Origin of the sequence: Pedobacter xixiisoli (assembly GCF_900215335.1) — a bacterium.
GTDB lineage: Bacteria > Bacteroidota > Bacteroidia > Sphingobacteriales > Sphingobacteriaceae > Pedobacter > Pedobacter xixiisoli.
In genome coordinates this window covers 595,771-620,040 of record NZ_OCMT01000003.1, presented here as the reverse complement: position 1 = coordinate 620,040, position 24,270 = coordinate 595,771, and the positions used below count along the sequence as shown (strand labels likewise).

Sequence of the window (24,270 nt, the reverse complement as noted above, 5' to 3'; positions counted from 1 at the left end):
AAAATTAAACCCTAAACTTATTTTACTTTTTATTTGTATTAAATCTAAATAATATTAATTTTGCATAAATAATTAAATTACTGTGCAAAAGATCAAAGAATTATCATTTCCTGTTGCCACATTTGAAGAAGTATTCGCTACTGAAAGCGGTGCTATTTTTCAATCTGACTCGGAGAAATGTTGGTACATTGACTTCGCTGGTAAGTTAGCTCGGTTCGATTATAGAAATCTTTTAAAGCTTAAAAAAGCAGTTTACAATGTAAATATTGAAGAAAAGCTATTAAGTAGTGACAAAACTGCCGATGTAGAAATTATCTTCATTTGCGCTTGCGACCACTCTTACGTACTTTCTTTACTAGAGTTGATCAAACTAAAAGAAATCTTGCAAGGCACTTTCGTGATGTTGGAACTTAACCACATTATCCACGATCGTCTGTTTCGTGTCATCGCTTAAACTAAGACTTAGACTCTTTCCATATTACTAATATTTTCTTTTACAGAACATTATCGATGTAACTTTGTAGTGTTCAAATAAGAAAGTATCATAATGAAAACATTGCGGTTACAAATTCAGCATGAACAACTGAATATACCATGAAAGCTTCATTACCGACAAATATTAAATATTAGTGATATGAAAGATATAATGAGAATTAAATGTTTATTGTCTGAAGAGGTAGAAACATTAATTAACCAACAAATAAAAAAAGAAGCACATTCATCATCAATCTATTTATCGATGGCTTCTTGGTGCAACAGAAATGGCTACGATTTTTCTGCTGATTACTTCTTTAAGCAAGCAGAAGAAGAAAGACAACACCAATTAAAATTCTTCAAATATGTGTTAGACATGGGTGGAAATGCAATTTCTCCAGATGTGAACAACATTAAACAAGAATACAACTCTTTCCGTGAGGTTTTTGAAGAAGCTTTAGAGCAAGAAATCAGCGTAACGCAATCTATTAAAAACATTGCCGCTCGTTGTCATAAAGAGCAAGATTATGTTACTTTAGAGTTCTTAAATTGGTTCTTTAGAGAGCAACGTGAAGAAGAGTACAAAGCCCGTAGAGCGCTAGAATTGTTTGAGGTAATTGGAGAAGAGGGAACTGGAAGATGGCAGATTGACAAACACGTTGGTCAAATTTCTTACGACAGCGAAGCGTAAAAAACAACAAAACAAAACAATAATTGAAAGGTGTGTACAACAAGTATGCGCCTTTTTTGTTTAATTTTAATTGTTATTAAAAATAGGCTTAACAGATGCTGACCTGTAGCGAAGCGAAAAGCTACGTAGTAAAATAAATTCAGCATGACGGCATACGGTTAAACTTCTCCCTGAATTTATTTCAAGGTCCGCTATACCAATATTTAATATCAAAATCTGTGGCTAAAACAGCAATATGTCTAAAAAGGATAAAAAGAAAAAAGATTCTAAGCAGGATAAAAAAGACAAGAAAAAGAAAAACTGCTGCGAAAAATACCTAAGGGGCAAACGTTGTAGAAACTGTCCCTTAGGATAGCTATTTCTTTTTATTTCAAAGCTTCCCACAGTATCTCTACTGGGTGCTTCGCTAATCTTTCTGTTCCATCCTTAATTTGATGCCTACAACTTGTACCAGCAGCAGCAATAATGGTATCTTCTGATGCCTTTCTCACTGCTGGTAATAAAACCAACTCCCCTACTTGCATCGAAACCTCGTAATGTTCTTTTTCGTAACCAAATGAACCTGCCATACCGCAACAGCCAGATGGTATCATTTCAACCTTGTAATTGGCTGGCATTCCTAAGATTTTCTCTGTTGGCGTTAATGCATTTAAAGATTTCTGATAACAGTGTCCGTGCAACTTCACCAACTGATAATCTGAAGTAAATTGATCAGTACTGATTTTATTTGCTTCAAATTCTTGCAACAAGAACTCCTCAATCAAGAAAGCATTTTGCGCTAAATGCTTTGCCTTCTGCACCAAATGAGCATCTACTAGTTCTGGATATTCATCTCTAAACGTTAACAAGGCAGATGGTTCTACCCCTAACAAAGGTGTATCGATATTTACCAAATCTGCTAACAACGTCACATTTTTATTTGCTAATGCTTTGGCATCACGCAATAAGCCTTTCGACAAATAAGTTCTTCCGCTTTCTACATGTTGAGGAATAATTACTTCATAACCTAATTTCTCTAATAATTTGATGGCAGTAATCCCAACCTCCACATCATTGTAATTGGTAAATTCATCACAGAATAGATAAACTTTCTTATTTCCAACTTGTGCTTTATGCTTTTTATCATGTTGTTTTTTCCAGCTATGCAAAGTGGTTTTACCTACTTTTGGCAAAGAGCGGTCTGGAGCAAACCCAATTATTTTTTTGATTAATTTACTTGTAAAAGTATTCGCAATTAAAGCATTATAAACACTTGGCACAATGGCTCCCAAAGCTTGCGACTTGGTAAAATTGGCTATTACTCTAGTTCGGAACGGAACTCCATTAGCATCGTAATAGTGTTGCAAAAATTCGGCTTTCATTTTGGCTACGTCCACACTTGATGGGCATTCGGATTTACAGCCTTTACAGCTTAAACATAAATCCATCACTTCCTTAATTTCTTTATGATTGAAAGGATTATCGCCCTGCGAATTAGTTAAAAACTGACGTAAGATATTGGCTCTAGCTCTGGTGGTGTCTTTTTCTTGTCGGGTTGCCATATACGACGGACACATAGTACCGCCCGAAATATGAGTTCTTCTGCAATCGCCCGAACCAGAACATTTTTCTGCCAACCTTAAAATACTTTCGTTCTTAGAAAAATCGAAAATAGTTTTAATTGGTTTGATTTCTTTATCCGCTTCGTAACGCAAAAACTCGTTCATTGGCGGTGTATCTACAATCTTATTCGCGTTGAAAATACCTGTTGGGTCGAATAATTGTTTTACTTCCTTGAGTAATTCGTAAACCTCTTCGCCAAGAACATCTTTAATAAATTCACCTCTTAAACGTCCATCACCATGTTCGCCACTTAAAGAGCCTTGATGTTTTTTAACCAACGCTGCCGTTTCTTTCAAAACTGTTCTAAAAAGTTCCTTCCCTTCAGAAGTTTTGAGGTTAATCATTGGTTCTACATGCAGTTCTCCAGCACCTGCGTGAGCGTAATACGAAGCTTTTAAATTGTACTTATCCAATATCTCTTTAAGCTCTTCAATATAGGCTGGCAAATCTTCTGGCGCAACCGCACAATCTTCAATTAAATTAACTGGTTGACTATCCCCTGGCAAGTTCCTGATGAGTCCCAAACCAGCTTTACGCACATCCCAAGCTAATTTAGTTTGCGGTCCATAAACTACCGGATAGGCGTAGCCCAAACCAACGAGTTTTAAATCCGCTATCAAAGCTGATGTCTTGAAATCTAGCTCCTGCTGAGTTTCAGCGAAAAACTCAACCATTAACAAAGCCTCTGGTTCACCTTCTATAAAAAATCTATTATGCTGATAAACAGGATGACCTTTCGTAAAGTCCATGATGTATTTATCTACCAGTTCTGAAGCCATCGGCTGATGTTTCAGAATGACGATATTAGCTAAAAGTGATTCCGCTAGCGAATTAAAGTGCACACAAACCAAAGCATCCTTTTTGGGAGGCAACGGCAATAATTTCAGCTTTGCTTCGGTTATAAAAACTAAAGTACCTTCAGAACCGGCTACTAATTCACACATGTTAAAGCTTTCCTTTCCTTCCTCAGGAATTAGAAAATCTAATGCATAACCTGTATTTCTTCTCGTTAATGACTTTTTGGGATAACCCTTTTCTATGGCATCAATGTTACTGGGATTGTTAACCATCTCGGAAACTCCTTTGTAAATCACACCTTCCAAACTATTCAGCTTCGCTTTTTCAGCTAATTCGGCGAACGAAAGTTTACCGAAAGTTACTTCTTGTCCATTGCTCAAATATCCCTGTACTTCTAACAGATTTCCGCGGGTATCTCCCCAAACGATAGAGTGTAAGCCACAAGAGTTGTTGCCAATCATTCCACCAATCATTGCTCTGTTGGCCGTAGAAGTTTCTGGACCGAACATTAGCCCAAAAGGCCGCAAAGCAACATTTAAATCATCCCTAATCACTCCTGGCTGTACTTTTACATACTGCTCTTCCTGATTAATTTCTAATATCTGATTAAAGTATTTTGAAATATCTACAATCAGTCCATTTCCTACCACCTGACCAGCTAAAGAAGTTCCAGCTGCTCTTGGAATAAGTGTTAAATGATGCTCATTGGCAAAAGCAATCAGCTTAGCAATATCTTCCTTCGTTTTGGGTACAGCAACCGCTAGAGGTTTCTCTTGATATACAGAAGCATCTGTAGAATAAACCAGTTTCTGCGCTTCATGAGTTGCAGAATTGTCGAAAAATAATTCTCCGCTAAAACTAACATTTAGCTTTTCGAAAGAGGCGATTAGGTTGGTGAGATTTGACACATGGTAAATTTAAGTATTTTAGTTGCGTTTTTTGAAAACAAAAACGGCAAAAAACAGCATAACATCGAAATTGCACTTAAATCGTCACAAACGTTTGTTTATAAGTGCTATGATACCTCCAAATTAAAGCACTATTTATTGGGTTCTATAGTTAGAATTCCCCTCTTCAAGAAAGCTGGCTAATATCGCTTTGCGGAACAAATCGAATTTGTATTTACAGAAAAATGGGCACAAACGTTTGTGAAGCATTAGTTTTCTAGGTAGATAATTTGAAATTTTAGAAATTAATTATCCATTAAAATAAAGCCTAAATAGTGAAAATTGTTTACTAATTTACCGTATCAAATTATGCACTATGAATAATAAGACTTCTTTTATAGAGAAAATAAAAACTTCTTACGCTCCCACTGGCGCCTCTATCTATTTGGGTGCAGGGATGTTAGATGGAGAAACCTTGGCAGAAGCAGAAGTGAATCTTCCTCTGAGAATGATGAATAGACACGGTCTTATTGCTGGCGCAACAGGTACTGGCAAAACAAGAACCTTACAATTACTTGCAGAACAACTGTCTGATGCTGGCGTTCCCGTATTTATGTTAGATGTAAAGGGTGACTTGTCTGGTCTTAATCAAGCTGGTGCTACCAATGCTAAAATTGAAGAGCGGGCACAGCAGTTAAACAAACCTTTTACACCTAGCGGGTTTCCGATTGAGCTCTACTCCTTAAGTGGAAAACTAGGTGCGCAAATGCGAGCTACGGTTACAGAATTTGGCCCTGTACTTTTATCGAAAATATTAGAACTTAACGATACACAGTCGGGCGTATTAGCTGTTATTTTTAAGTATGCTGATGATAACAAAATGCCTGTAGTAGACCTTAATGATTTGAAGAAATTATTGGGCTACCTATCTGAAGGAGATGGAGCAAAGGAAATAAAATCTACCTACGGTTCTATTTCTGCGTCTACATCAAGTACCATATTAAGAAAAATAGTTGCGATAGAACAACAAGGTTTAGGAGGTATTTTTGGTGAGACTTCTTACGATATTGAAGATTTGTTTAACCGCATTGATGGCAAAGGTGTAATTAGCTTGCTAAATATTGCTGATGTTCAAAGTCAGCCAGTGCTTTACTCTACATTTCTACTAAGCTTATTGGCAGAAATTTACCAAATCATGCCAGAAGCAGGCGATTTGGACAAACCCAAGTTGGTTTTCTTTTTTGATGAAGCTCATTTGTTGTTCAACGATGCGCCGAAAGCATTTTTAGAGCAAATCAACACCATTATCAGGTTAATTAGGTCTAAAGGAATTGGTGTTTTCTTCTGCACACAATCTCCGATGGATATTCCAGAAAGTGTATTATCTCAATTAGGGAACAGAGTACAACACGCTTTAAGAGCCTTTACGCCTAACGATGTAGACAACTTAAAGAAAACCGTGAATACTTACCCAAGATCTGACTTTTATGCCATTGATAAAGTATTGACTTCTTTAGGAACTGGACAAGCTTTGATTACCGTTTTAAATGAGAAAGGTATACCAACAGAAGTTGCCGCAACTTTATTAACGCCACCTAAAGCCGTAATGGGGCCAATGGCTGCTGTAGATTGTGAGAAATTGATGCAAGCTAGTCCACTTAACAGTAAATACAAGGAGACCAAAGATCCAATTAGTGCTTTCGAGATGTTAACAGATAGAGTGAATGAAAAACTCGCTACCGAACATCAGGCTAAAGCCGAAGAAGAGGAAAACAAAAGAATTGAGCAAGAAAACAAAACAAAGCGAGTAGAAAAGAGTTTAGTGGAAGAGATTATGGGAGCAACCATTACCCGACAAATAGGAAAAGAAATTGTACGAGGTATATTTGGTATGCTAACTGGAAAAAAAAGTCGCACAACTAAATCAAAAGGTGGTGGGCTTTTTGGATTCTAAAACTTAACTTTGGAAACAACTAATATTCATTTAAAAACTAAATAGTTAATGAAACCAACATTACTAATTTTGGCTGCCGGCATGGCAAGCCGCTATGGTAGCATGAAACAAATTGATGGTTTTGGTCCTAATGGCGAGACCATCATAGATTACTCTATATATGATGCAATTAAAGCTGGATTTGGAAAAGTAGTATTCATCATTAAAGAAGAATTTGCCGACAACTTTAGAGCAATTTTTGACGAGAAGTTGAAAGGTAAAATTGACGTAGATTACGTATATCAAAACTTCGATCTTAAGCAATTTGGTATTGAGGAAGAAATTTATAGAGAAAAACCTTGGGGCACTGCCCACGCCATGCTTTCTGGAAGAGATATAGTTAAAGAACCATTTTGTATCATCAATGCTGACGACTTTTATGGTTATGATGCGTTCAAAAAAATGGCTGATTTTCTAACAACAGATGTGACAGATAGCCAATTTTCAATCGTAGGATACAAAATAGGTAAAACTTTATCAGATTTTGGAGCAGTTTCTAGAGGTGTTTGCGATGTGGATGATACTGGTAATATCACTGCTATTAATGAACGTACAAAAGTTTACGGTAAAGATGGGGCAGTAGTTTACGAGGAAGATGACAAAGAATATCCTCTATCTTTCGATAATCCCGTTTCAATGAATTTTTGGGGCTTTACACCTGCTGTATTCAAAATTACTGAACAGGAGTTTGTAAAATTTGCACTATCTCACAAAGACAAACCTAAAGCGGAATTTTTTATCCCTTTGATAGCTGATATTTTAATCAAAAATAGCAGTGCCGATTTCAGGAGCATCCCGACCGATAATACTTGGTTTGGGGTTACTTACAAAGAAGACAAACCAGTGGTTCAGGCTTCTATTGATGAGCTTGTAAAAAATGGAGAATATCCTGAAAACCTATGGAAATAATGCTTATTAGTTAAAGCATTTTAGCCTATATAAAATTAGGGTCCTGCTAATTCAGCAGGACCTTTTTTGTTTACTTAGCAATTTATTGCCGTCAGCTTTAGCTATTTAAATTCTTTACCGTTAGCCTTCGCCATTTCAGTTCATTGCCGTTGGCTTTAGCCAACGGTTTTATGCAATTTGCTTTGGGCTTTAGCCACATTGGTTAATGGTTATGCTCGTTTTAGTTATTTAAACCTGACAGAAGCGAATATCCTTTTTGTTGGCAAGATCCAAGAAAGATTGCTTCATCGTTCCTCCTTGCAATGACCCGGAAGTGAGCAGGCAGAAGACAAAAAGATAGGAACGGATCCCGAAGTATCGGGACAGGTTAGCGGGGCTGGAATTGCTATGAAAGGCTGATTTCGTTTTCAAAAAGGCTAAACTATAAAAGATTGTTTCGTGCCTCGCAAGGACGATTTGTAGCAAAAAAGCGTCACTGAATTTAATCAGCAACGCTTTTTATTTTAATTCAGCACTAAAAATCTTTCGAACTTTCAGTCTCTAAACTTTCAGACTAGAGGCTTATTTCTTCTCTTCGTCTTTTACTTCTTCGTAATCAACATCAGTTACGGTATCACCACCTTGTTGAGGCTCAGCTTGTCCAGCATCACCTTGTGGTTGACCTTCGTTACCTGCTTTGTACATCTCTTCAGAAGCAACATTCCAAGCATTTTGCAACTCAGTTTGTGCAGCTTCGATATCAGCGAAGTTACGAGCAGCATGAGCTTCTTTCAGTTTTTTCAAACCTTCTTCTATTGGAGCTTTTTTATCATCAGATAATTTGTCACCAAACTCTTTTAACTGTTTTTCAGTAGAGAAGATTAAAGCATCAGCGCTGTTAATTTTATCAACTTCTTCTTTCTGTTTAGCATCTGCCTCAGCGTTAGCCTCAGCTTCTTCTTTCATTTTCTGAATTTCAGCATCAGTTAAACCAGATGAAGCCTCGATACGGATTTTTTGCTCTTTGCCAGTAGCTTTATCTTTAGCACTTACGTGTAAAATACCGTTAGCATCAATATCAAAAGCAACTTCAATTTGAGGTACACCACGTGGCGCTGGTGGAATTCCATCTAACATGAAACGACCAATTGTACGGTTTTGAGCTGCCATTGGACGCTCACCTTGTAAAATGTGGATTTCTACCGATGGTTGGCTATCTGCTGCTGTAGAAAAAGTCTCTGTTTTTTTAGTAGGGATAGTTGTGTTAGACTCGATTAATTTAGTCATTACACCACCCATAGTTTCGATACCTAAAGAAAGTGGAGTAACATCTAACAACAATACATCTTTCACATCACCAGTTAATACACCACCTTGAATAGCAGCACCAATTGCCACAACTTCATCAGGATTTACACCTTTAGAAGGCTCTTTACCGAAGAAAGCTTTCACTGCATCCTGAATTGCAGGAATACGAGTTGAACCACCTACTAAGATAATTTCGTCGATATCACCAACAGATAAACCAGCATTTTTCAAAGCAGATTTACATGGATCGATAGTACGTTTGATTAAGCTATCAGCTAATTGCTCAAATTTAGCACGAGATAAAGTACGCACTAAGTGTTTAGGGCCACTCGCATCGGCAGTAATGTATGGTAAGTTAATTTCTGTAGAAGTTGTGCTAGATAACTCAATTTTAGCTTTCTCAGCAGCTTCCTTTAAACGTTGCAAAGCCATTGGGTCTTTAGAAAGATCCATGCTGTTTTCAGCTTTAAACTCATCGTTTAACCAATCAATGATAATGTGATCAAAGTCGTCACCACCTAAGTGAGTATCACCATCAGTAGATTTTACTTCAAATACGCCATCACCTAATTCCAAAACAGAAACGTCATGTGTACCACCACCACAGTCAAACACCACAATTTTCATGTCTTTGTGTGCTTTATCTAAACCATAAGCTAAAGCAGCTGCAGTAGGCTCGTTAATGATACGTTTTACTGTTAAACCAGCAATTTCACCAGCTTCTTTAGTAGCTTGACGTTGCGCATCGTTAAAGTAAGCAGGCACTGTAATTACAGCTTCTGTAACTTCTTGACCTAAGAAATCTTCAGCGGTTTTTTTCATTTTCTGCAAAACCATTGCCGAAATTTCTTGTGGCGTATATTTTCTATCGTCAATCTCAACACGTGGAGTGTTGTTATCACCTTTTACCACTTTATAAGGTACTCTTCCAACTTCTTTATCAACTTCACCAAAGCTGCTACCCATAAAGCGCTTAATAGAGTAAATTGTTTTTGTTGGGTTTGTGATTGCCTGACGTTTCGCAGGCTCGCCAACTTTGCGCTCGCCGTTTTCTGTAAAAGCAACAATAGATGGCGTAGTACGTTTACCCTCGCTGTTTGCAATAACCACAGGTTCGTTACCCTCCATTACCGCAACACAAGAGTTCGTAGTTCCTAAGTCTATACCAATTATTTTTCCCATTTTATTATATATTTCTTTTGTTATTTTTTAGTTCTACTTCCTATTAACAAGTGATGTGCCAATAGGGTTTTGGCAGAATTTTGTCAAAAAAAACTGTTAAAATGTAAAAGAAAACTCAAATCATTGCTGACAGCTTGTCAGAAACACTAAAGAATAATGAACAAATAGTAAAGAACAAAGACTAGAAACTAAAGGCAAGTCTTAAGGCTTAAGATGATTTGAAAATGAATGTCAGTAGTTCGTGGCTATTCTAGTCCTGCTGTACGCTGCTATTCCCGATGAAACCTGTGCAATAAACAAGCATACCATAAAACAATAAAGATAGATGGTTAAATCGGGATATATCCGCTACCATCAGGTTTAATTAACAAAAGCTTGTTCTAACCCAAATGCAAACCTATCCCTTTGATATTATTTTTATTCGCACTATCTTTCCTCAAATGAAACATCTACTATCTAAACTATTTTACAGCACTTCCATCTTTAGAAATCCCTTAGGGAGCATCAAGTTTTTCAAGAACCTAATTCGCTTTCGCAAGGCAAAAAACAAATCTACCATTGAGGGTGTGCTCTATAAATTACTGCTGAACGGCCAGAAAGTAGATTTAAATCTCAGAACCTATACAGGCGACATCGATATTTTTTACGAGGTTTTTTGGGCACAATGTTATCAAGTCCCAGCATCCTTAAAAGTCAAACAATACAGCACCATTGTAGATTTAGGTGCCAACATAGGCTTAGCTTCCATTTATTTCAAATCAAAATACCCCGAAGCAAATGTATATGCTGTAGAAATGGAAACTGACAATTATGTTCAGTTGAAAAAAAACGTCCAACAATTTAAAAACACCTACCCTATTTTTGGTGCCATTTACGACGAGACTACAAATATCAAAATTTCAAACACTGAGCTTGCCTACAATTTTAAAATAGAAGTAGATATTGAGAAAGAAATTGATGCGATTACGGTAGCTACGCTTACGATGCCTGATTTAATTGCAGACCATCAAATTAAAGAAATAGACCTTTTAAAAATTGATATTGAAGGTGCAGAACAGCGACTTTTAGGGAACAATAACGAGTGGTTATCTAAAGTAAATTCCATTCTTATTGAACTACACGAGCCTTACACTATCAAAGATTTGGAAAAAGATTTAGCACCTTTTAACTTTCAAATCTACACTCCAGAACAAAACCACGAGCTGAAAATGATTTATGCAGTAAAAACTAAACTTTAGCATTAAGAACCAACATTGAAATGCTAAACATCAAAATATTGCTCTTACTTATAACCTGTTCAATCTTTCAACCCTCTTTAATTGAGCCGAAAAAGTTGACTGAAGCATTCACCTTTGCGAAGAAAAATCATCTAGATACTAGCATTTGTGTGATGATAGATATGAGTATCCCATCTGGTAAAAACCGATTGTTTGTCTACGATTTTCAGCAAAAGAAAACCATTATCTCCGGTTTATGTGCTCACGGTGTTGGTGGTGGAAGTACCGCTAACAAACCTGTATTTAGCAACAAAGTAGGCAGTAATTGTACTTCTCTAGGAAAGTACAAAGTAAAAAATAGGGCTTACAGCAATTGGGGCATTAACATTCATTACAAAATGTACGGTTTAGAAGAAACCAATAACAATGCGTTTAAACGAATAGTGGTTTTACATTCTTACACGCCTATTCCAAACTACGAAATATATCCACAAACCTTATTTGGTCAAAGCGCAGGCTGCCCTGTCATTTCCGACGATAAAATGTCTCAAATAGATAGGTTGCTCATTAAGAAAAAGAAAGCCGTTTTATTGTGGATTTATAATTAAAGACTAAATAGTCTCTCCAAATGATGATAGCCAATGCCAAAATAAGCTTTGGTATCTTTTATCTTCTGAAGAATTTCATCTTTGTTCGTTGCTCCTTGTTCCTTATTCCTAATCCCAACCACCAACACATTCTTAGGCGTATGCACATCAGACACAAATTCGAACACTTTAGTTTTATAACCGAAATATTCCAAGATTAAAGCTCGTAAACCATCTGTAACCATTTCCGCTTGCCTTTCTAAAAATATCCCATGTTTGGTTAAAAAATTCAGCTCATTTTTAGCCTTACCCTTTTCTATCTCTCTACGAATTTGTTTATGACAGCATGGAGCAACTACAATCAGTTCTGCATTAGCCTTTATTCCTTTGTAAATGGCGTCGTCAGTTGCGGTATCACAGGCGTGTAACGCTATCAGCAAGTTAATTTGGTCATTGTCATAGCTATCAATTGTGCCCTCTACAAAAGAAAGCTGGTCAAAGCTAGCCATTCCAGCAATTGCATTGCACAAATCCACCATATCTCTTCTAAACTCTACGCCTACTACGTTAGCTTTCTGCTGATGGTTTAACAAATAATCGTAGAGCGCAAAAGTCAGATAACCTTTACCAGAGCCCATATCAACCACATTGTTAATCGTACCAACTGGAAACTCTTTTATCAACGAACTTAAAATTTCGATATATTGGTTTATCTGCTTGTATTTATCTTGACCATTTTTGAAAACTACGCCATCTGCACCAGTCAACCCCAACTCTTTCAAGTAGATATTATCCTTCGCTAAAATCAAACGTTTCTTTTCTTTGTCATGCGCTAGATTCACTTCTTTTTTCTGTGTTAATGCAGCCGTTCTTAAACGAAATGTACCTTTTACCGTTTTCTCTAGGATAGATTCTTCACTCGCTGTAAATAGCGTGGCAATATTGAATCCTTCATTTATATAATTTTTAATCAATGTTAAGCTCTCTTCCTCTGAGAAATTCTTAAAAATATCTCTGGTTTGATAACGAAAGTTAAAAGCTAGCATCTTCTTATTCTTTATCACAACAGGCTTGATATAGAGTTGTTTTAAGCCCTCTTCCTTCCCTTTGTAATTACCTAGTGCTAATTTTACAAAAGTACTGCTGTTTAAACTTTCCTCCAATTGGGCCACAAACAATATATCGCTCTGCTTACTCATTTTACATCGATTTATATACTACAAAAGTAATACACTAAAGCTTAATAATAATTGAATATCGGTCATTTCTTACCTTACACCTCCTTATCTTTGATCTTTGTACAAATCATATTCAATCATGAACATTATACTGGCTTCAACATCCACACTATTTGGAGAACAATATTTAGCTTATCTAAAACCCGAAATTGTTCAACTATACAACGGAGTGGATGAAATCATCTTCATTCCGTTTGCGAGACCCAGCGGCATATCTCACGAAGACTACACCCAAAAAGCCGCTACTTTTTTCGCAGAAATAGGAATTAACGTCAAAGGACTTCATGAGTTCGATGACAAAATCACAGCAGTAGAGAATGCCAAAGGATTTTTTACGGGCGGTGGGAATACCTTCTTATTGGTAAAGACATTGCATGAACTAGGTTTGATGGAAGTTCTTAAAGAACGCGTAACGAACGGAAAACCTTATTTAGGTTGTAGTGCTGGTAGTAACATCGGCGGCATCAACATGAAAACCACTAATGATATGCCAATTGTTTATCCGTCAAGTTTCGACTGTATGGGCTTAGTACCTTTTAATATTAATCCACACTACTTAGATACAACTCCAGAAATCAAACATAACGGCGAGACTAGGGAGACTAGGATCCAAGAGTTTTTAACCCAGAATGAGATTAAAGTTGTGGGTTTACGAGAAGGAAATTGGATACGAAGAATTGGAAATCAAATAACCGTAGAAGGAACTCAACTAACTAGAATATTTGAGAACGGAAAAGCTGCTTATGAGATAGAGGCAGGGACTGTGATTCACTAAAACCAATAATATCCAATACACCAAAAATAGCGACAAATGTTAATTAGAAAAGCAAAACGAGAAGAATCTACAGTCATCGCAAATTATATCTTCTTGGCAATGGAAGAAATCGTTTATCATTTTATTGGAGAAAACAATCAAGAAAAGCTGTTCATTTATTGATTAGCCTGATACAAGAACCTAACAATCAATATTCTTACGAGAATTGTTGGGTAGTTGTAGCTGAGGATGAAATTATTGCAGCTGCTTTAATATTACGAAGGGTCTAAGTTAACCGAACTAAGAGCACCAGTAGCAGCCAAAATAAAATCCTCATTCAATAGTAACTTCAATCCAGAAGACGAAACTGAAGCGGGAGAATACTATATCGATTGCGTTGGCGTCAATCCCAGTCAACAAGGTAAAGGTATAGGCTCAAAAATATTCAAATTCTTAATTGATGAATACGTACACAAACAAAAAGAGACACTGGGCTTACTTGTTAATATAGACAACCCCGATGCGCAGAAATTATATTTGAAATTAGGTTTCGAGATCGTTGGTGAAAAAACTCTAGTTGGTAAAAGACTAAATCATTTACAGTATAAACCCACAAATTAACCCACCATTAAACTTATTCTATCACAACAAAAAAGTTTAAAAATAAAAAAACCCTTTAGGAAAATCCTAAAGGGTTAAGCATAATAATAAGTTAGTTAGATTACGCTTTTTGCTCTTCTGCATCATCAGCAGCTGGTGCTTCTGGAACAGTTTCTTCAGCAACTGGTGCCTCAGCAACTTCTTCCTTAGCTTCAGCAACTGGAGCCGCTTCTTTTACTTCTGCAGCAGGAGCATCAGCTTTTTTAGCTTTTGTTCTTCCTCTACGAGTAGTTTTCTTTTCAGCAGCAGCTGCATCTTTACCGTAAACCTCGTTATAATCTACTAGTTCGATTAAAGCCATCTCCGCGTTATCACCTAAACGATTGTTTAATTTGATAATACGAGTATAACCACCTGGACGATCAGCAACTTTAGCAGCTACATCACGGAACAATTCTGTTACTACCTCTTTGTTTTGTAAGTAAGCAAATACTGTACGACGTGAGTGAGTAGTATCGTTTTTAGATTTAGTGATGATTGGCTCTACATAAACACGTAAAGCTTTTGCTTTAGCTAATGTAGTAGTGATTCTCTTGTGAGTAATCAAAGAAGAAGCCATATTTGCCAACATCGCTTTTCTATGCGAAGTAGTTCTTCCTAAGTGGTTGTGTTTTTTACCGTGTCTCATTTTTTTGTTTATAAAGTGTGTACCGTCTCTTTGAACTTAATCTGAGGGAATTACACACAGTGAATAATATTAATTATCCAAACTCCAATATTCAATTTCCAAACTGGAAACTGCCTACCGAAAACTGAATTACTCTTCGTCTAACTTGAATTTAGAAAGGTTCATTCCAAACGATAATTGTTTAGATTTTACCAATTCTTGGATTTCAGTTAATGACTTCTTACCGAAGTTTCTGAATTTTAACATATCAGCAACATCATAAGAAACTAGATCAGCTAAAGTACGGATATCAGCTGCCTTTAAGCAGTTTAATGCACGTACAGATAAATCTAAATCAACTAATTCAGTTTTAAGGATTTTACGCATGTGTAAAATTTCCTCATCAACTTCTTTAGTTTCTTCTTTAGCTTGAGATTCCAATACTAAGTTCTCATCAGAGAATAACATAAAGTGCTGGATCAAAATCTTAGCGGCTTCTTTTAAAGCCTCTTCTGGGTGGATAGAACCATCAGTAGAAATATCTAAGATTAATTTCTCGTAATCTGTTTTTTGCTCAACACGATAGTTCTCAATCGTGTATTTTACATTTTTCATTGGCGTAAAAATCGAATCGATTGCAATTACACCAACTACGCTATCAGAAACTTTATTCTCTTCTGCAGGTACATAACCACGTCCTTTGTTTACAGTTAATTCAACTTCCAAAGTAACGGTTTTCTCCATGTTACAGATTACTAACTCAGGGTTTAAAACCTCAAAGTTGTTAGAGAACTTGGTAACATCTCCTGCTAAGAATTGATCTTGACCATTTATAATGATAAAGATTTTTTCAGAATCGCCAGATTCTCCTACTTTCTTAAAACGTACTTGTTTTAAGTTAAGGATGATTTCTGTTAAATCTTCAACTACACCTTTGATAGTAGAAAACTCATGAGAAACGCCTGAAAAACGAATACTGGTAATAGCAAAGCCTTCTAATGAAGAAAGTAAAATTCTTCTTAGGGCGTTACCAATTGTTACACCGAAACCGGGCTCTAAAGGACGAAATTCAAATTGACCATCGAAATCAGTTGATTTCTGCATGATTACCTTATCTGGTTTCTGAAATGCTAAAATTGCCATTTATTAATGTTTTTAGATCGTTTATTAATATTGCGTAACATAAAAAAGTTAAAGCCACTAGGGCTTTAACCGTTATGATTACTTCGAGTACAACTCGACTATAAGGTTTTCCTTAATGTTCTCAGGAATTTCGTCACGATTTGGGTATGACAAGAATTTACCTGATAATTCTTTAGCATTCCAATCTAACCAAGAAAACTTGTTGATTGCTCTGCCAGCTACTGAGTTTGAAATCGCTTCAAGAGATTTTGATTTCTCTCTTACCGCTACAACATCACCAGCTCTTAATTGGTATGAAGGAATATTAACTGTTTCACCGTTTACAGTAATGTGCTTGTGGCTAACTAATTGACGAGCACCTGAACGAGTTGGAGCAATACCTAATCTGTATACTGTATTATCTAAACGTGCCTCTAGTAATTGTAACAAGTTATCACCAGTGATACCTTGACGTGAAGAAGCTTTTGTAAACAAGTTACGGAATTGTTTTTCTAACACACCATAAGTGTATTTTACTTTTTGTTTTTCCATTAACTGTACTGCGTACTCAGATTGCTTTCCTCTTCTTTTAGAAGCACCATGTTGGCCTGGAGGATAGTTTTTTCTGTCTAGTACTTTATCAGGGCCAAAAATTGGCTCTCTGAATTTACGGGCGATTTTGGACTTTGGTCCGGTGTATCTTGCCATTTTTTTGTGATTTTAAAGTATCTTACAACCTGAAGCTGCAGACTCTTAGCTTTAAAAATTAAATTGATTAAACTCTTCTTTTCTTTGGAGGACGACAACCATTGTGAGGAAGTGGAGTGATATCTTTAATAGATAAAACTTCAATACCTGCTACTTGTAAAGTTCTGATTGCAGATTCACGACCTGAACCAGGACCTTTTACGAATACGTCTACTTTACGTAAACCTAAATCGAAAGCAACTTTACCACAATCTGAAGCAGCTTGACCTGCAGCATAAGGTGTGTTCTTTTTAGAACCCTTGAAACCCATTTTACCAGCAGATGACCATGAGATGGTTTGTCCGTTAGTATTTGTTAAGGTAACAATAATGTTGTTGAACGTAGCATTGATGTGAGCTTCGCCTACTGGCTCAATCACAACAAGACGTTTTTTGGTAACTTTTTTACTCTTAGCCATGTTATTTTTTAACGATTTGACTTACGAACTTGAACTAACTCAGTAATCCCCCACCGTAAATCTGTAATCTAATTATTATTTAGATGCTTTTTTCTTGTTAGCAACTGTTTTTCTCTTTCCTTTACGAGTACGAGAGTTGTTTTTAGTACGTTGACCACGAACAGGTAAACCTTTTCTGTGACGAAGACCTCTGTAGCAACCGATATCCATTAAACGTTTGATGTTTAATTGAACCTCAGAGCGTAAAGCACCTTCTACTTTAATCTCATCGTTAATCATAGTACGGATAGCTGATAACTCATCATCAGACCAGTCTTGTACTTTTTTGTTTAGATCGATACCTGCAGTAGTTAAAATACGTTGTGCAGTAGTTCTACCTATACCATAGATATAAGTTAAACCAATCTCTCCTCTTTTGTTTCTTGGTAAATCAATACCTGAAATCCTTGCCATATTTCTATTTGTGTTTTAATGAACGACCGAACGGCGGGCCACCGTTGTGCGGAACTCGTTCCAATGTTTTTAATTATCCCTGACGTTGCTTGTATTTCGGATTCTTCTTGTTGATTACGTAAAGTTTTCCTTTACGACGAATAATCTTACAATCAGCGCTACGCTTTTTAATTGATGATCTAACTTTCATTGCTTTATTTATTTCTCTCTATGGTAATGAAGCTATCACAAGCAATTTGAAATCGAAGACGGTCGCTTGTGATGGTTTCATTTATTTGTATCTATAAGTAATCCTACCTTTTGTCAAATCATAAGGCGACATTTCTAGTTTTACTTTGTCACCAGGCAAAATCTTGATGTAGTGCATCCTCATTTTACCTGATATATGAGCAATAATCTCATGTCCATTTTCAAGTTCTACCCTAAACATGGCATTAGATAATGCTTCTCTTATTACTCCGTCTTGCTCAATTGAGGCTTGTTTAGCCATATTCTATTGATTTTTACTTAATTAGCTGTCTATTAAACAGGGTTGCAAAATTAAATATTATTTTTCAAATTTTTAACTTTTTTCTTTTAAAACTTCTTCGATTAACGAAAAAGTACTTAAAACATCCGCTTTGCCCTTTTTTATCGCAACAGTATGCTCAAAATGTGCTGATGGTTTGTTGTCTTTGGTCGTTACCGTCCAGCCGTCTTTCCAAAATTTAACGGCAGCAGTTCCGGCGTTGATCATTGGCTCTATTGCCAAAACCATTCCCTCCTCTAGCTTAATTCCGCTACCACGTTTCCCGTAGTTTGGCACTTCTGGCTTTTCATGCAACTTTACTCCAACACCATGCCCCACCAATTCTCTAACTACACCAAAACCATTAGACTCAGCATGAAATTGAACCGCATGTGCAATATCACCTATGCGCATTCCAACTACTGCCTTCTCTATCGCAAAAGCTAAACACTCTTGTGTAACCTTAACTAGTTTCTGTTGTTCTTCATTGGTTTCTCCGATAGAAAAAGTATAAGCAGAATCTCCAAAATAGTTGTTTTTGATTACGCCACAATCTACAGAGATCAAATCTCCCTCTTGAATTACGTAATCATTTGGAAATCCATGAACGACTTGTTCGTTTGGAGAAATACAAAGGGAGTTAGGGAAACCTCCATAGTTAAGAAAAGCTGGCACCGCACCGTTATCTCTAATGAACTCGTATGCCAGCTTATCTAATGCTAATGTTGTTATACCTGGCTTAATCACTTTGGCTACTTCTGCCAAAGTTTTAGAAACCAGTAATGAGCTTTCTCTAATTAACTCAATCTCTTCAAGAGATTTGTAGTGGATTTTAGACATTATAATGCGGCTCCGCTGGTAGTTGTAGCAGCTGGAATACCCGAACGTCCGGTTACTCTACCTGTTTTCATTAAACCATCGTAGTGACGCATTAACAAATAGCTTTCAATTTGTTGTAATGTATCTAACACAACACCTACCAAAATCAACAATGAGGTACCACCAAAGAAGTGGGCAAACTCTTGCTGAATTCCAACTTTAACTGCCAATGAAGGAAGGATAGCAATAACTGCCAAGAATAACGATCCTGGGAAAGTAATCTTAGAAATTACGTCATCGATAAAAGAAGAAGTTGCCAAACCTGGTTTTACACCTGGGATAAAGCCACCATTCTTTTTCATGTCATCAGACATTTGAGTTGGGTTAACGGTAATTGCCGTGTAGAAGAATGTGAATGCAATAATCAAGAATGCAAATGTTAAACTATAAGTTAACGAAGTGATATCTGAATATTGGTGCAACCAACTTTCTTGCAAATTAGGGAACAAACCAATTAAAGCACTTGGCACAAACATTAATGCTTGAGCAAAGATGATAGGCATTACACCCGCTGCATTTACTTTCAACGGAATATACTGTCTAACACCACCAACTTGCTTGTTACCTACAATTCTCTTAGCGTATTGTACAGGTACTTTACGTACACCTTGTACAATTAAAATAGTAAACATGATGATCGCATATAAAGCAACGATCTCTAATACTAATCTAATCAAACCACCATCGCTACCTGCAAATACAGAACTTACCTCTTGACTAAGTGCAATCGGTAAACGAGCTATGATACCTACCATGATGATCAAAGATGTACCGTTACCGATACCTTTGTCAGTGATTTTCTCACCCAACCACATCACGAAAAGTGTACCTGCTGTTAATACTACTGCAGACAAGAAATAGAAAAGGGTATGGCTAATTACAATTGCCTCTTGAGGTACTTGCGTTTTAACATATCCAATTGCCTGTACAATGGTAATAGCTACTGTTAGGTAACGAGTGTATTGCGTTAATTTTTTACGGCCGCTCTCTCCTTCTTTTTGCATTTTTTGGAAAGTAGGCACTGCAATACCCAATAACTGCACCACAATAGATGCAGAAATGTAAGGCATTACACCTAACGCAACAATTGATGCTTTAGAGAAAGCACCACCTGCAAACATATCTAACAAACCTAATAGACCAGATTTTTGTGCATTTGATAGTTGAGTAGGATCTACACCTGGCAACACCACCTGACAAACTAACCTATAGATAATAAGAATCATGAGCGTAAATAATATACGCTCCTTTAATTCTTGGATTTTCCAAATATTACTTAAAGTAGTAAATAGCTTCTTCATTTTACAATTTTACGATTGAGCCTCCAGCAGCTTCAATTGCTTTTTGTGCGCTTGCAGAAAAGGCATGAGCTGTAACTTCTAATTTAGCTTTAACTTCTCCACGACCTAAGATTTTAACCAGGTCATTTTTTGAAGCTAAACCATGTTCTTGCAATGTAGCAAAATTTACAGTAGTTAAGCTAAATTTCTCAGCTAATCCTTGTAAAACATCTAAGTTTACACCTACATACTCTGTACGGTTAATTGGCTTGAAACCAACTTTAGGCACACGACGTTGTAAAGGCATTTGACCACCTTCGAAACCAACTTTTGTAGAATGACCAGAACGTGAGCCAGCACCTTTGTGTCCACGTGTTGATGTACCACCACGACCAGAACCTTGACCACGACCAATTCTCTTACTTGTTTTTACAGCACCTTTTGCAGGCTTTAAATTACTTAAGTTCATTTATAAACTTTATTGTGTTGCCCCTTCGCTTTCACTAATCAGGAAACAACGATTAAACAAAAAAAATTTGCCTAAGATATAAATCTTAAGCAAACTTTGATAATAATATTATATAGCTTCGATAGCTACTAAGTGATTAACTTTTCTAACCATGCCGATGATTGCAGCGTTTGCTTCAACCTCAACACTTTGGTTCAATTTAGATAAACCTAAAGCTTTCATGGTTCTCTTTTGGCGCTCGCTTCTGTCGATAACGCTTTTTACTTGAGTGATTTTAATTTTCGCCATGATCTTATCCGTTAAAAACTTTGTTTAAATCTACACCACGGTTTTGAGCTACTGTATAAGCGTCACGCATTTTTGTTAATGCATCAACTGTAGCTTTTACCACGTTGTGAGGATTTGATGAACCTTTTGACTTAGCCAATACGTTGTGGATACCAGCACTTTCTAGTACAGCACGCATCGCACCACCAGCAATTACTCCAGTACCTACAGCAGCAGGCTTAATTAATACAAAACCTCCAGAATATTTACCGATTTGCTCGTGAGGTACAGTACCGTTTAACAAAGGAACTTTTACCAAGTTTTTCTTTGCATCGTCTACACCTTTAGCGATAGCTTCAGTAACCTCTTTAGCTTTGCCTAATCCGTAACCTACAACGCCGTTTTCATCACCTACAACTACGATAGCTGAAAAGCTGAAAGTACGACCACCTTTGGTTACTTTAGCAACACGTTGGATGCTCACTAAACGATCTTTTAATTCAATCTCGCTAGTTTTTACTCTTTTTATATTGATAGTTGACATTATCTCTTATTTAATGATTAAAATACTAGACCACCTTCGCGGGCACCTTCTGCCAACGATTTTACACGTCCATGGTATAAGTAACCATTTCTGTCGAAAACAACTTCTTTAAGACCTGCTGCAACTGCTTTTTCGGCAACTAACTTACCTACTGCTGCTGATTGCTCAGATTTGTTTCCTGAAGCATTGAAATCTTTAGATAAAGATGATGCTGCAACTATAGTTTTACCAGTTTCATCGTTAATGATTTGAGCATAAATACCTTTATTGCTTCTATAAACTGATAAACGTGGACGGTTTTCAGATCCAGTAAGTCTTTTTCTGATACCTTTTTTAATACGCTCTCTGCGTGATAATTTTTTTCCTGCCATTTTAATTATTTTTTAGAAGCTGATTTACCTGCTTTTCTTCTTAACACTTCACCAACAAACTTGATACCTTTACCTTTGTAAGGCTCTGGAGCACGTAACGAACGGATTTTCGCTGCTACTTGACCAATTAATTGTTTGTCGATACTCTCTAAAATGATTTTAGGAGTTTGACCTTTTTCTGATGTGGTAGTTACTTTAATTTCTGCTGGTAACTGGAACACATAGTGGTGAGAATAACCTAAAACTAAATCTAGCGTATTGCCTTGGTTGCTGGCACGGTAACCCACACCAACTAACTCTTGTTCTAATTTATAACCTTCTGTAACACCTACAACCATGTTGTTGATCAAAGAACGGTATAAACCGTGTAAAGCTCTGTGTCTTTTTTGATCTGTTGGGCGTTGTACAGTTACTACACCATCTTCTTGAGAAATAGTGATATCTGTATCTACAGCTTGTACTAATTCACCTTTAGGACCTTTTACAGTTACTAAATTATCTTTACCTACTGTAATGGTTACTCCTGCTGGTACGTTAATTGGGGCTTTTCCTATTCTTGACATTGTACTGATCTCCTTTAATTAATAAACGTGACACAATACCTCACCACCAATATTCAATTTGGCTGCTTCTTTATCAGTCATTACACCTTTAGAAGTAGATAAGATTGCGATACCTAAACCATTTAATACTCTTGGCATATTTTCTACGCCTGCATACTGTCTCAAACCTGGTTTGCTGATACGTGTTAACGTACGGATTGCAGGGATTTTACTGATTGCGTTGTATTTTAACGCGATTTTGATCACTCCTTGAGCAGTTGTGTCTTCAAACTTGTAGTTTGCAATGTAACCTTTGTCGAAAAGTACTTTAGTAATTTCCTTTTTAAGGTTTGAAGCTGGAATTTCTACAATCCTGTGATTTGCTTTGATAGCATTTCTTAATCTTGTAAGATAATCCGCTATTGGATCTGTATTCATTATTATGAAATTGTGATACTGGTTTCCGTACGCGTCACCCGACTTCCGGACCTAATATCGGTTAATATTCTGTTCTGTAGCTTATACGCTAATGAGCCATAAGCTGTAAGGGCTGCAAAAATACAACTTACAACTTATAACTCAAAAACTTATATAACTTTTTTCTAGTTACCAGCTAGCTTTTGTAACTCCTGGTATCTTACCATCTAGCGCCATCTCACGGAATGTTACCCTTGAGATACCAAAGGTACGCATGTAACCACGAGGACGACCAGTTAACTTACAACGGTTGTGCAAACGCACTGCCGAAGAGTTTTTAGGTAATTTGTCTAATGCTTCGTAATCGCCAGCCGCTTTCAATGCTGCACGTTTCTCAGCATATTTAGCTACTAATTTTTGGCGTTTAATTTCGCGAGCTTTTACACCTTCTCTTGCCATTATTCTGCAGTTTTTTGATTTTTAAATGGTAATCCAAATTGTTTTAAAAGTTCCAATGCTTCAACATCAGTAGTGGCAGTAGTTACGAAAGTAATGTCCATACCTAAAATCTTATTGATTTTATCGATGTTGATCTCTGGGAAAATGATTTGCTCAGTAACACCTAAAGTGTAGTTACCTTTTCCATCAAATCCTTTATCATTGATACCTTTGAAATCACGGATACGAGGCAAAGCTACTGAAATTAATCTATCTAAGAACTCAAACATGTTGTTATCACGTAAAGTTACTCTCACACCTACTGGCATGCCTTTACGTAGTTTAAAGTTTGAGATATCTTTTTTAGATTTAGCTGCTACAGCTTGTTGACCAGAAATGGTAGATAACTCTAAAATAGAGCTATCGATGATTTTCTTGTCAGCTACTGAGTAACGACCAACACCTTGGTTGATTGAAATTTTCAACAACTTAGGAACTTGCATTACGCTGCTATATTGGAATTTATCCTTTAAAGCACCAACAATTTCCTCTTTATATTTGCTTTTTAATCTTGGTACGTATGCCATTATTTGATTTCCTCCCCTGAAATTTTAGCAACTCTAACTAATTTTCCGTCAGCGTTTAATTTACGACCAACACGAGTAGTTTTACCAGATTTTGGATCCACCAACTGTACGTTTGAAATATGAAGAGCAGCCTCTTTTTTAATTATACCACCGTTAGGTGTAGCAGCACTTGGCTTAGTGTGTTTAGAGATAAGGTTTACACCTTCTACTAACACTCTGTTTTTAGCAACAAGTACTTCTTGTACTTTACCTTGTTGACCTTTTGAGTCGCCAGCGATAACCTTTACTAAATCTCCTTTACGGATTTTTAACTTAGCTGGTTTGTTAACTTTGTTTCCCATT

30 protein-coding genes are annotated in these 24,270 nt (G+C 36.6%); 9 read left to right on the top strand and 21 right to left on the bottom strand.

The annotated features are described in order from the left end of the window. The first annotated feature begins 82 nt into the window (after nucleotides 1–82). Both CRO54_RS14825 and CRO54_RS14820 read left to right on the top strand, forming a co-directional pair. Nucleotides 83–454 (top strand): hypothetical protein, encoded by a 372-nt coding sequence (locus CRO54_RS14825; RefSeq protein ID WP_240775124.1) that lies wholly within the window; start codon nucleotides 83–85, stop codon nucleotides 452–454. A 180-nt stretch (nucleotides 455–634) separates the two neighbouring features. Then, nucleotides 635–1,165: a ferritin gene (locus CRO54_RS14820; RefSeq protein WP_097132850.1), complete on the top strand. Its 531-nt coding sequence runs from the start codon at nucleotides 635–637 to the stop codon at nucleotides 1,163–1,165. 365 nt (nucleotides 1,166–1,530) lie between these two features. On the opposite strand, the gene CRO54_RS14815 is transcribed toward CRO54_RS14820, so the two are convergent. After that, entirely contained in the window at nucleotides 1,531–4,473 is a 2,943-nt protein-coding gene (locus tag CRO54_RS14815; RefSeq protein ID WP_240775123.1) for an FAD-binding and (Fe-S)-binding domain-containing protein, read from the bottom strand. 355 nt (nucleotides 4,474–4,828) lie between these two features. Here CRO54_RS14815 and CRO54_RS14805 point away from each other — a divergent pair, with 355 nt between their 5' ends. Both CRO54_RS14805 and CRO54_RS14800 read left to right on the top strand, forming a co-directional pair. Beyond that, nucleotides 4,829–6,406, top strand: coding sequence for a helicase HerA-like domain-containing protein (locus tag CRO54_RS14805; RefSeq protein ID WP_097132847.1), 1,578 nt, complete (start codon nucleotides 4,829–4,831; stop codon nucleotides 6,404–6,406). Nucleotides 6,407–6,454: 48 nt separating this feature from the next. Beyond that, nucleotides 6,455–7,354, top strand: coding sequence for a nucleotidyltransferase family protein (locus CRO54_RS14800; protein WP_097132846.1), 900 nt, complete (start codon nucleotides 6,455–6,457; stop codon nucleotides 7,352–7,354). A 561-nt stretch (nucleotides 7,355–7,915) separates the two neighbouring features. Here CRO54_RS14800 and dnaK read toward each other — a convergent pair. Further along, nucleotides 7,916–9,823, bottom strand: a complete 1,908-nt coding sequence (gene dnaK, locus CRO54_RS14795; RefSeq protein WP_097132845.1) for a molecular chaperone DnaK — start codon at nucleotides 9,821–9,823, stop codon at nucleotides 7,916–7,918. A 440-nt stretch (nucleotides 9,824–10,263) separates the two neighbouring features. Here dnaK and CRO54_RS14790 point away from each other — a divergent pair, with 440 nt between their 5' ends. Together CRO54_RS14790 and CRO54_RS14785 are read left to right on the top strand one after the other, a co-directional pair. Then, nucleotides 10,264–11,061: an FkbM family methyltransferase gene (locus CRO54_RS14790; RefSeq protein ID WP_171047921.1), complete on the top strand. Its 798-nt coding sequence runs from the start codon at nucleotides 10,264–10,266 to the stop codon at nucleotides 11,059–11,061. 95 nt (nucleotides 11,062–11,156) lie between these two features. Further along, nucleotides 11,157–11,648, top strand: a complete 492-nt coding sequence (locus CRO54_RS14785; protein ID WP_205943999.1) for a murein L,D-transpeptidase catalytic domain-containing protein — start codon at nucleotides 11,157–11,159, stop codon at nucleotides 11,646–11,648. Here the strand turns inward: CRO54_RS14785 and CRO54_RS14780 are convergent. After that, nucleotides 11,645–12,826, bottom strand: coding sequence for a class I SAM-dependent methyltransferase (locus CRO54_RS14780; RefSeq protein WP_097132842.1), 1,182 nt, complete (start codon nucleotides 12,824–12,826; stop codon nucleotides 11,645–11,647). The genes CRO54_RS14785 and CRO54_RS14780 overlap by 4 nt on opposite strands. Before the next feature lie 118 nt (nucleotides 12,827–12,944). On the opposite strand from CRO54_RS14780, the gene pepE reads away from it, so the two are divergent. The 3 genes from pepE (at nucleotide 12,945) to CRO54_RS21735 (ending at nucleotide 14,240) form a co-directional block, all read left to right on the top strand. Continuing rightward, entirely contained in the window at nucleotides 12,945–13,640 is a 696-nt protein-coding gene (pepE, locus tag CRO54_RS14775) for a dipeptidase PepE (RefSeq protein ID WP_097132841.1), read from the top strand. Nucleotides 13,641–13,676: 36 nt separating this feature from the next. After that, a complete protein-coding gene (locus CRO54_RS21610) occupies nucleotides 13,677–13,802 on the top strand; it encodes a hypothetical protein (protein WP_262710546.1) in 126 nt (41 codons plus the stop codon). A 141-nt stretch (nucleotides 13,803–13,943) separates the two neighbouring features. Beyond that, nucleotides 13,944–14,240, top strand: coding sequence for a GNAT family N-acetyltransferase (locus CRO54_RS21735; RefSeq protein WP_205944012.1), 297 nt, complete (start codon nucleotides 13,944–13,946; stop codon nucleotides 14,238–14,240). A 100-nt stretch (nucleotides 14,241–14,340) separates the two neighbouring features. Here the strand turns inward: CRO54_RS21735 and rplQ are convergent, their stop codons facing one another. From rplQ to rplX, 18 genes are all read right to left on the bottom strand, one after another. After that, nucleotides 14,341–14,907, bottom strand: a complete 567-nt coding sequence (gene rplQ / locus CRO54_RS14765; protein WP_097132840.1) for a 50S ribosomal protein L17 — start codon at nucleotides 14,905–14,907, stop codon at nucleotides 14,341–14,343. Between the two features lie 129 nt (nucleotides 14,908–15,036). After that, nucleotides 15,037–16,029: a DNA-directed RNA polymerase subunit alpha gene (locus CRO54_RS14760; RefSeq protein WP_097132839.1), complete on the bottom strand. Its 993-nt coding sequence runs from the start codon at nucleotides 16,027–16,029 to the stop codon at nucleotides 15,037–15,039. Nucleotides 16,030–16,107: 78 nt separating this feature from the next. Continuing rightward, complete coding sequence (gene rpsD / locus CRO54_RS14755) at nucleotides 16,108–16,716, bottom strand: 30S ribosomal protein S4 (RefSeq protein WP_097132838.1); 609 nt, start codon at nucleotides 16,714–16,716, stop codon at nucleotides 16,108–16,110. A 67-nt stretch (nucleotides 16,717–16,783) separates the two neighbouring features. Further along, nucleotides 16,784–17,173: a 30S ribosomal protein S11 gene (gene rpsK / locus CRO54_RS14750; RefSeq protein WP_097132837.1), complete on the bottom strand. Its 390-nt coding sequence runs from the start codon at nucleotides 17,171–17,173 to the stop codon at nucleotides 16,784–16,786. Between the two features lie 75 nt (nucleotides 17,174–17,248). Then, nucleotides 17,249–17,626, bottom strand: a complete 378-nt coding sequence (gene rpsM / locus CRO54_RS14745) for a 30S ribosomal protein S13 (RefSeq protein WP_097132836.1) — start codon at nucleotides 17,624–17,626, stop codon at nucleotides 17,249–17,251. Nucleotides 17,627–17,699: 73 nt separating this feature from the next. Continuing rightward, nucleotides 17,700–17,816, bottom strand: coding sequence for a 50S ribosomal protein L36 (gene rpmJ / locus CRO54_RS14740; RefSeq protein WP_010599887.1), 117 nt, complete (start codon nucleotides 17,814–17,816; stop codon nucleotides 17,700–17,702). 81 nt (nucleotides 17,817–17,897) lie between these two features. After that, nucleotides 17,898–18,116, bottom strand: a complete 219-nt coding sequence (gene infA, locus CRO54_RS14735) for a translation initiation factor IF-1 (protein ID WP_010599888.1) — start codon at nucleotides 18,114–18,116, stop codon at nucleotides 17,898–17,900. Between the two features lie 72 nt (nucleotides 18,117–18,188). Then, nucleotides 18,189–18,974 (bottom strand): type I methionyl aminopeptidase, encoded by a 786-nt coding sequence (map, locus tag CRO54_RS14730; RefSeq protein WP_097132835.1) that lies wholly within the window; start codon nucleotides 18,972–18,974, stop codon nucleotides 18,189–18,191. After that, the gene (gene secY, locus CRO54_RS14725; protein ID WP_097132834.1) at nucleotides 18,974–20,314 is read right to left on the bottom strand and encodes a preprotein translocase subunit SecY; all 1,341 of its coding nucleotides are present in this window, start codon (nucleotides 20,312–20,314) and stop codon (nucleotides 18,974–18,976) included. The genes map and secY overlap by 1 nt, the downstream gene beginning before the upstream one ends. Nucleotide 20,315: 1 nt before the next feature. Then, on the bottom strand, nucleotides 20,316–20,762 hold the full coding sequence (gene rplO, locus CRO54_RS14720; RefSeq protein ID WP_097132833.1) for a 50S ribosomal protein L15: 447 nt from the start codon (nucleotides 20,760–20,762) through the stop codon (nucleotides 20,316–20,318). Between the two features lie 108 nt (nucleotides 20,763–20,870). Beyond that, on the bottom strand, nucleotides 20,871–21,050 hold the full coding sequence (rpmD, locus tag CRO54_RS14715) for a 50S ribosomal protein L30 (protein ID WP_097132832.1): 180 nt from the start codon (nucleotides 21,048–21,050) through the stop codon (nucleotides 20,871–20,873). A 4-nt stretch (nucleotides 21,051–21,054) separates the two neighbouring features. Beyond that, nucleotides 21,055–21,573 carry a 30S ribosomal protein S5 gene (rpsE, locus tag CRO54_RS14710; protein WP_097132831.1) on the bottom strand — a complete coding sequence of 173 codons (519 nt, stop codon included), beginning with the start codon at nucleotides 21,571–21,573 and terminating at the stop codon, nucleotides 21,055–21,057. 17 nt (nucleotides 21,574–21,590) lie between these two features. Continuing rightward, entirely contained in the window at nucleotides 21,591–21,944 is a 354-nt protein-coding gene (gene rplR, locus CRO54_RS14705) for a 50S ribosomal protein L18 (protein WP_097132830.1), read from the bottom strand. Between the two features lie 5 nt (nucleotides 21,945–21,949). Then, complete coding sequence (gene rplF, locus CRO54_RS14700) at nucleotides 21,950–22,507, bottom strand: 50S ribosomal protein L6 (RefSeq protein ID WP_097132829.1); 558 nt, start codon at nucleotides 22,505–22,507, stop codon at nucleotides 21,950–21,952. An 18-nt stretch (nucleotides 22,508–22,525) separates the two neighbouring features. Continuing rightward, a complete protein-coding gene (gene rpsH / locus CRO54_RS14695; protein ID WP_097132828.1) occupies nucleotides 22,526–22,924 on the bottom strand; it encodes a 30S ribosomal protein S8 in 399 nt (132 codons plus the stop codon). Between the two features lie 168 nt (nucleotides 22,925–23,092). Next, nucleotides 23,093–23,362, bottom strand: coding sequence for a 30S ribosomal protein S14 (rpsN, locus tag CRO54_RS14690; protein ID WP_097132827.1), 270 nt, complete (start codon nucleotides 23,360–23,362; stop codon nucleotides 23,093–23,095). After that, nucleotides 23,362–23,928 (bottom strand): 50S ribosomal protein L5, encoded by a 567-nt coding sequence (rplE, locus tag CRO54_RS14685; protein WP_097132826.1) that lies wholly within the window; start codon nucleotides 23,926–23,928, stop codon nucleotides 23,362–23,364. Before rplE ends, rpsN begins: the two co-directional genes overlap by 1 nt. Next, nucleotides 23,928–24,269: a 50S ribosomal protein L24 gene (gene rplX, locus CRO54_RS14680; RefSeq protein ID WP_097132825.1), complete on the bottom strand. Its 342-nt coding sequence runs from the start codon at nucleotides 24,267–24,269 to the stop codon at nucleotides 23,928–23,930. The genes rplE and rplX overlap by 1 nt, the downstream gene beginning before the upstream one ends. Nucleotide 24,270 lies beyond the last annotated feature (1 nt).

Bases quoted from the DNA above. Each gene is read 5' to 3' on its own strand.
- CRO54_RS14820 (WP_097132850.1), top strand. From the start codon at position 635: ATGAAAGATATAATGAGAATTAAATGTTTATTGTCTGAAGAGGTAGAA.
- CRO54_RS14805 (WP_097132847.1), top strand. From the start codon at position 4,829: ATGAATAATAAGACTTCTTTTATAGAGAAAATAAAAACTTCTTACGCT.
- CRO54_RS14800 (WP_097132846.1), top strand. From the start codon at position 6,455: ATGAAACCAACATTACTAATTTTGGCTGCCGGCATGGCAAGCCGCTAT.
- dnaK (WP_097132845.1), bottom strand. From the start codon at position 9,823: ATGGGAAAAATAATTGGTATAGACTTAGGAACTACGAACTCTTGTGTT.
- CRO54_RS14790 (WP_171047921.1), top strand. From the start codon at position 10,264: ATGAAACATCTACTATCTAAACTATTTTACAGCACTTCCATCTTTAGA.
- CRO54_RS14780 (WP_097132842.1), bottom strand. From the start codon at position 12,826: ATGAGTAAGCAGAGCGATATATTGTTTGTGGCCCAATTGGAGGAAAGT.
- pepE (WP_097132841.1), top strand. From the start codon at position 12,945: ATGAACATTATACTGGCTTCAACATCCACACTATTTGGAGAACAATAT.
- CRO54_RS21610 (WP_262710546.1), top strand. From the start codon at position 13,677: ATGTTAATTAGAAAAGCAAAACGAGAAGAATCTACAGTCATCGCAAAT.
- rplQ (WP_097132840.1), bottom strand. From the start codon at position 14,907: ATGAGACACGGTAAAAAACACAACCACTTAGGAAGAACTACTTCGCAT.
- CRO54_RS14760 (WP_097132839.1), bottom strand. From the start codon at position 16,029: ATGGCAATTTTAGCATTTCAGAAACCAGATAAGGTAATCATGCAGAAA.
- rpsD (WP_097132838.1), bottom strand. From the start codon at position 16,716: ATGGCAAGATACACCGGACCAAAGTCCAAAATCGCCCGTAAATTCAGA.
- rpsK (WP_097132837.1), bottom strand. From the start codon at position 17,173: ATGGCTAAGAGTAAAAAAGTTACCAAAAAACGTCTTGTTGTGATTGAG.
- rpsM (WP_097132836.1), bottom strand. From the start codon at position 17,626: ATGGCAAGGATTTCAGGTATTGATTTACCAAGAAACAAAAGAGGAGAG.
- rpmJ (WP_010599887.1), bottom strand. From the start codon at position 17,816: ATGAAAGTTAGATCATCAATTAAAAAGCGTAGCGCTGATTGTAAGATT.
- infA (WP_010599888.1), bottom strand. From the start codon at position 18,116: ATGGCTAAACAAGCCTCAATTGAGCAAGACGGAGTAATAAGAGAAGCA.
- map (WP_097132835.1), bottom strand. From the start codon at position 18,974: ATGTCTAAAATCCACTACAAATCTCTTGAAGAGATTGAGTTAATTAGA.
- secY (WP_097132834.1), bottom strand. From the start codon at position 20,314: ATGAAGAAGCTATTTACTACTTTAAGTAATATTTGGAAAATCCAAGAA.
- rplO (WP_097132833.1), bottom strand. From the start codon at position 20,762: ATGAACTTAAGTAATTTAAAGCCTGCAAAAGGTGCTGTAAAAACAAGT.
- rpmD (WP_097132832.1), bottom strand. From the start codon at position 21,050: ATGGCGAAAATTAAAATCACTCAAGTAAAAAGCGTTATCGACAGAAGC.
- rpsE (WP_097132831.1), bottom strand. From the start codon at position 21,573: ATGTCAACTATCAATATAAAAAGAGTAAAAACTAGCGAGATTGAATTA.
- rplR (WP_097132830.1), bottom strand. From the start codon at position 21,944: ATGGCAGGAAAAAAATTATCACGCAGAGAGCGTATTAAAAAAGGTATC.
- rplF (WP_097132829.1), bottom strand. From the start codon at position 22,507: ATGTCAAGAATAGGAAAAGCCCCAATTAACGTACCAGCAGGAGTAACC.
- rpsH (WP_097132828.1), bottom strand. From the start codon at position 22,924: ATGAATACAGATCCAATAGCGGATTATCTTACAAGATTAAGAAATGCT.
- rpsN (WP_097132827.1), bottom strand. From the start codon at position 23,362: ATGGCAAGAGAAGGTGTAAAAGCTCGCGAAATTAAACGCCAAAAATTA.
- rplE (WP_097132826.1), bottom strand. From the start codon at position 23,928: ATGGCATACGTACCAAGATTAAAAAGCAAATATAAAGAGGAAATTGTT.
- rplX (WP_097132825.1), bottom strand. From the start codon at position 24,269: ATGGGAAACAAAGTTAACAAACCAGCTAAGTTAAAAATCCGTAAAGGA.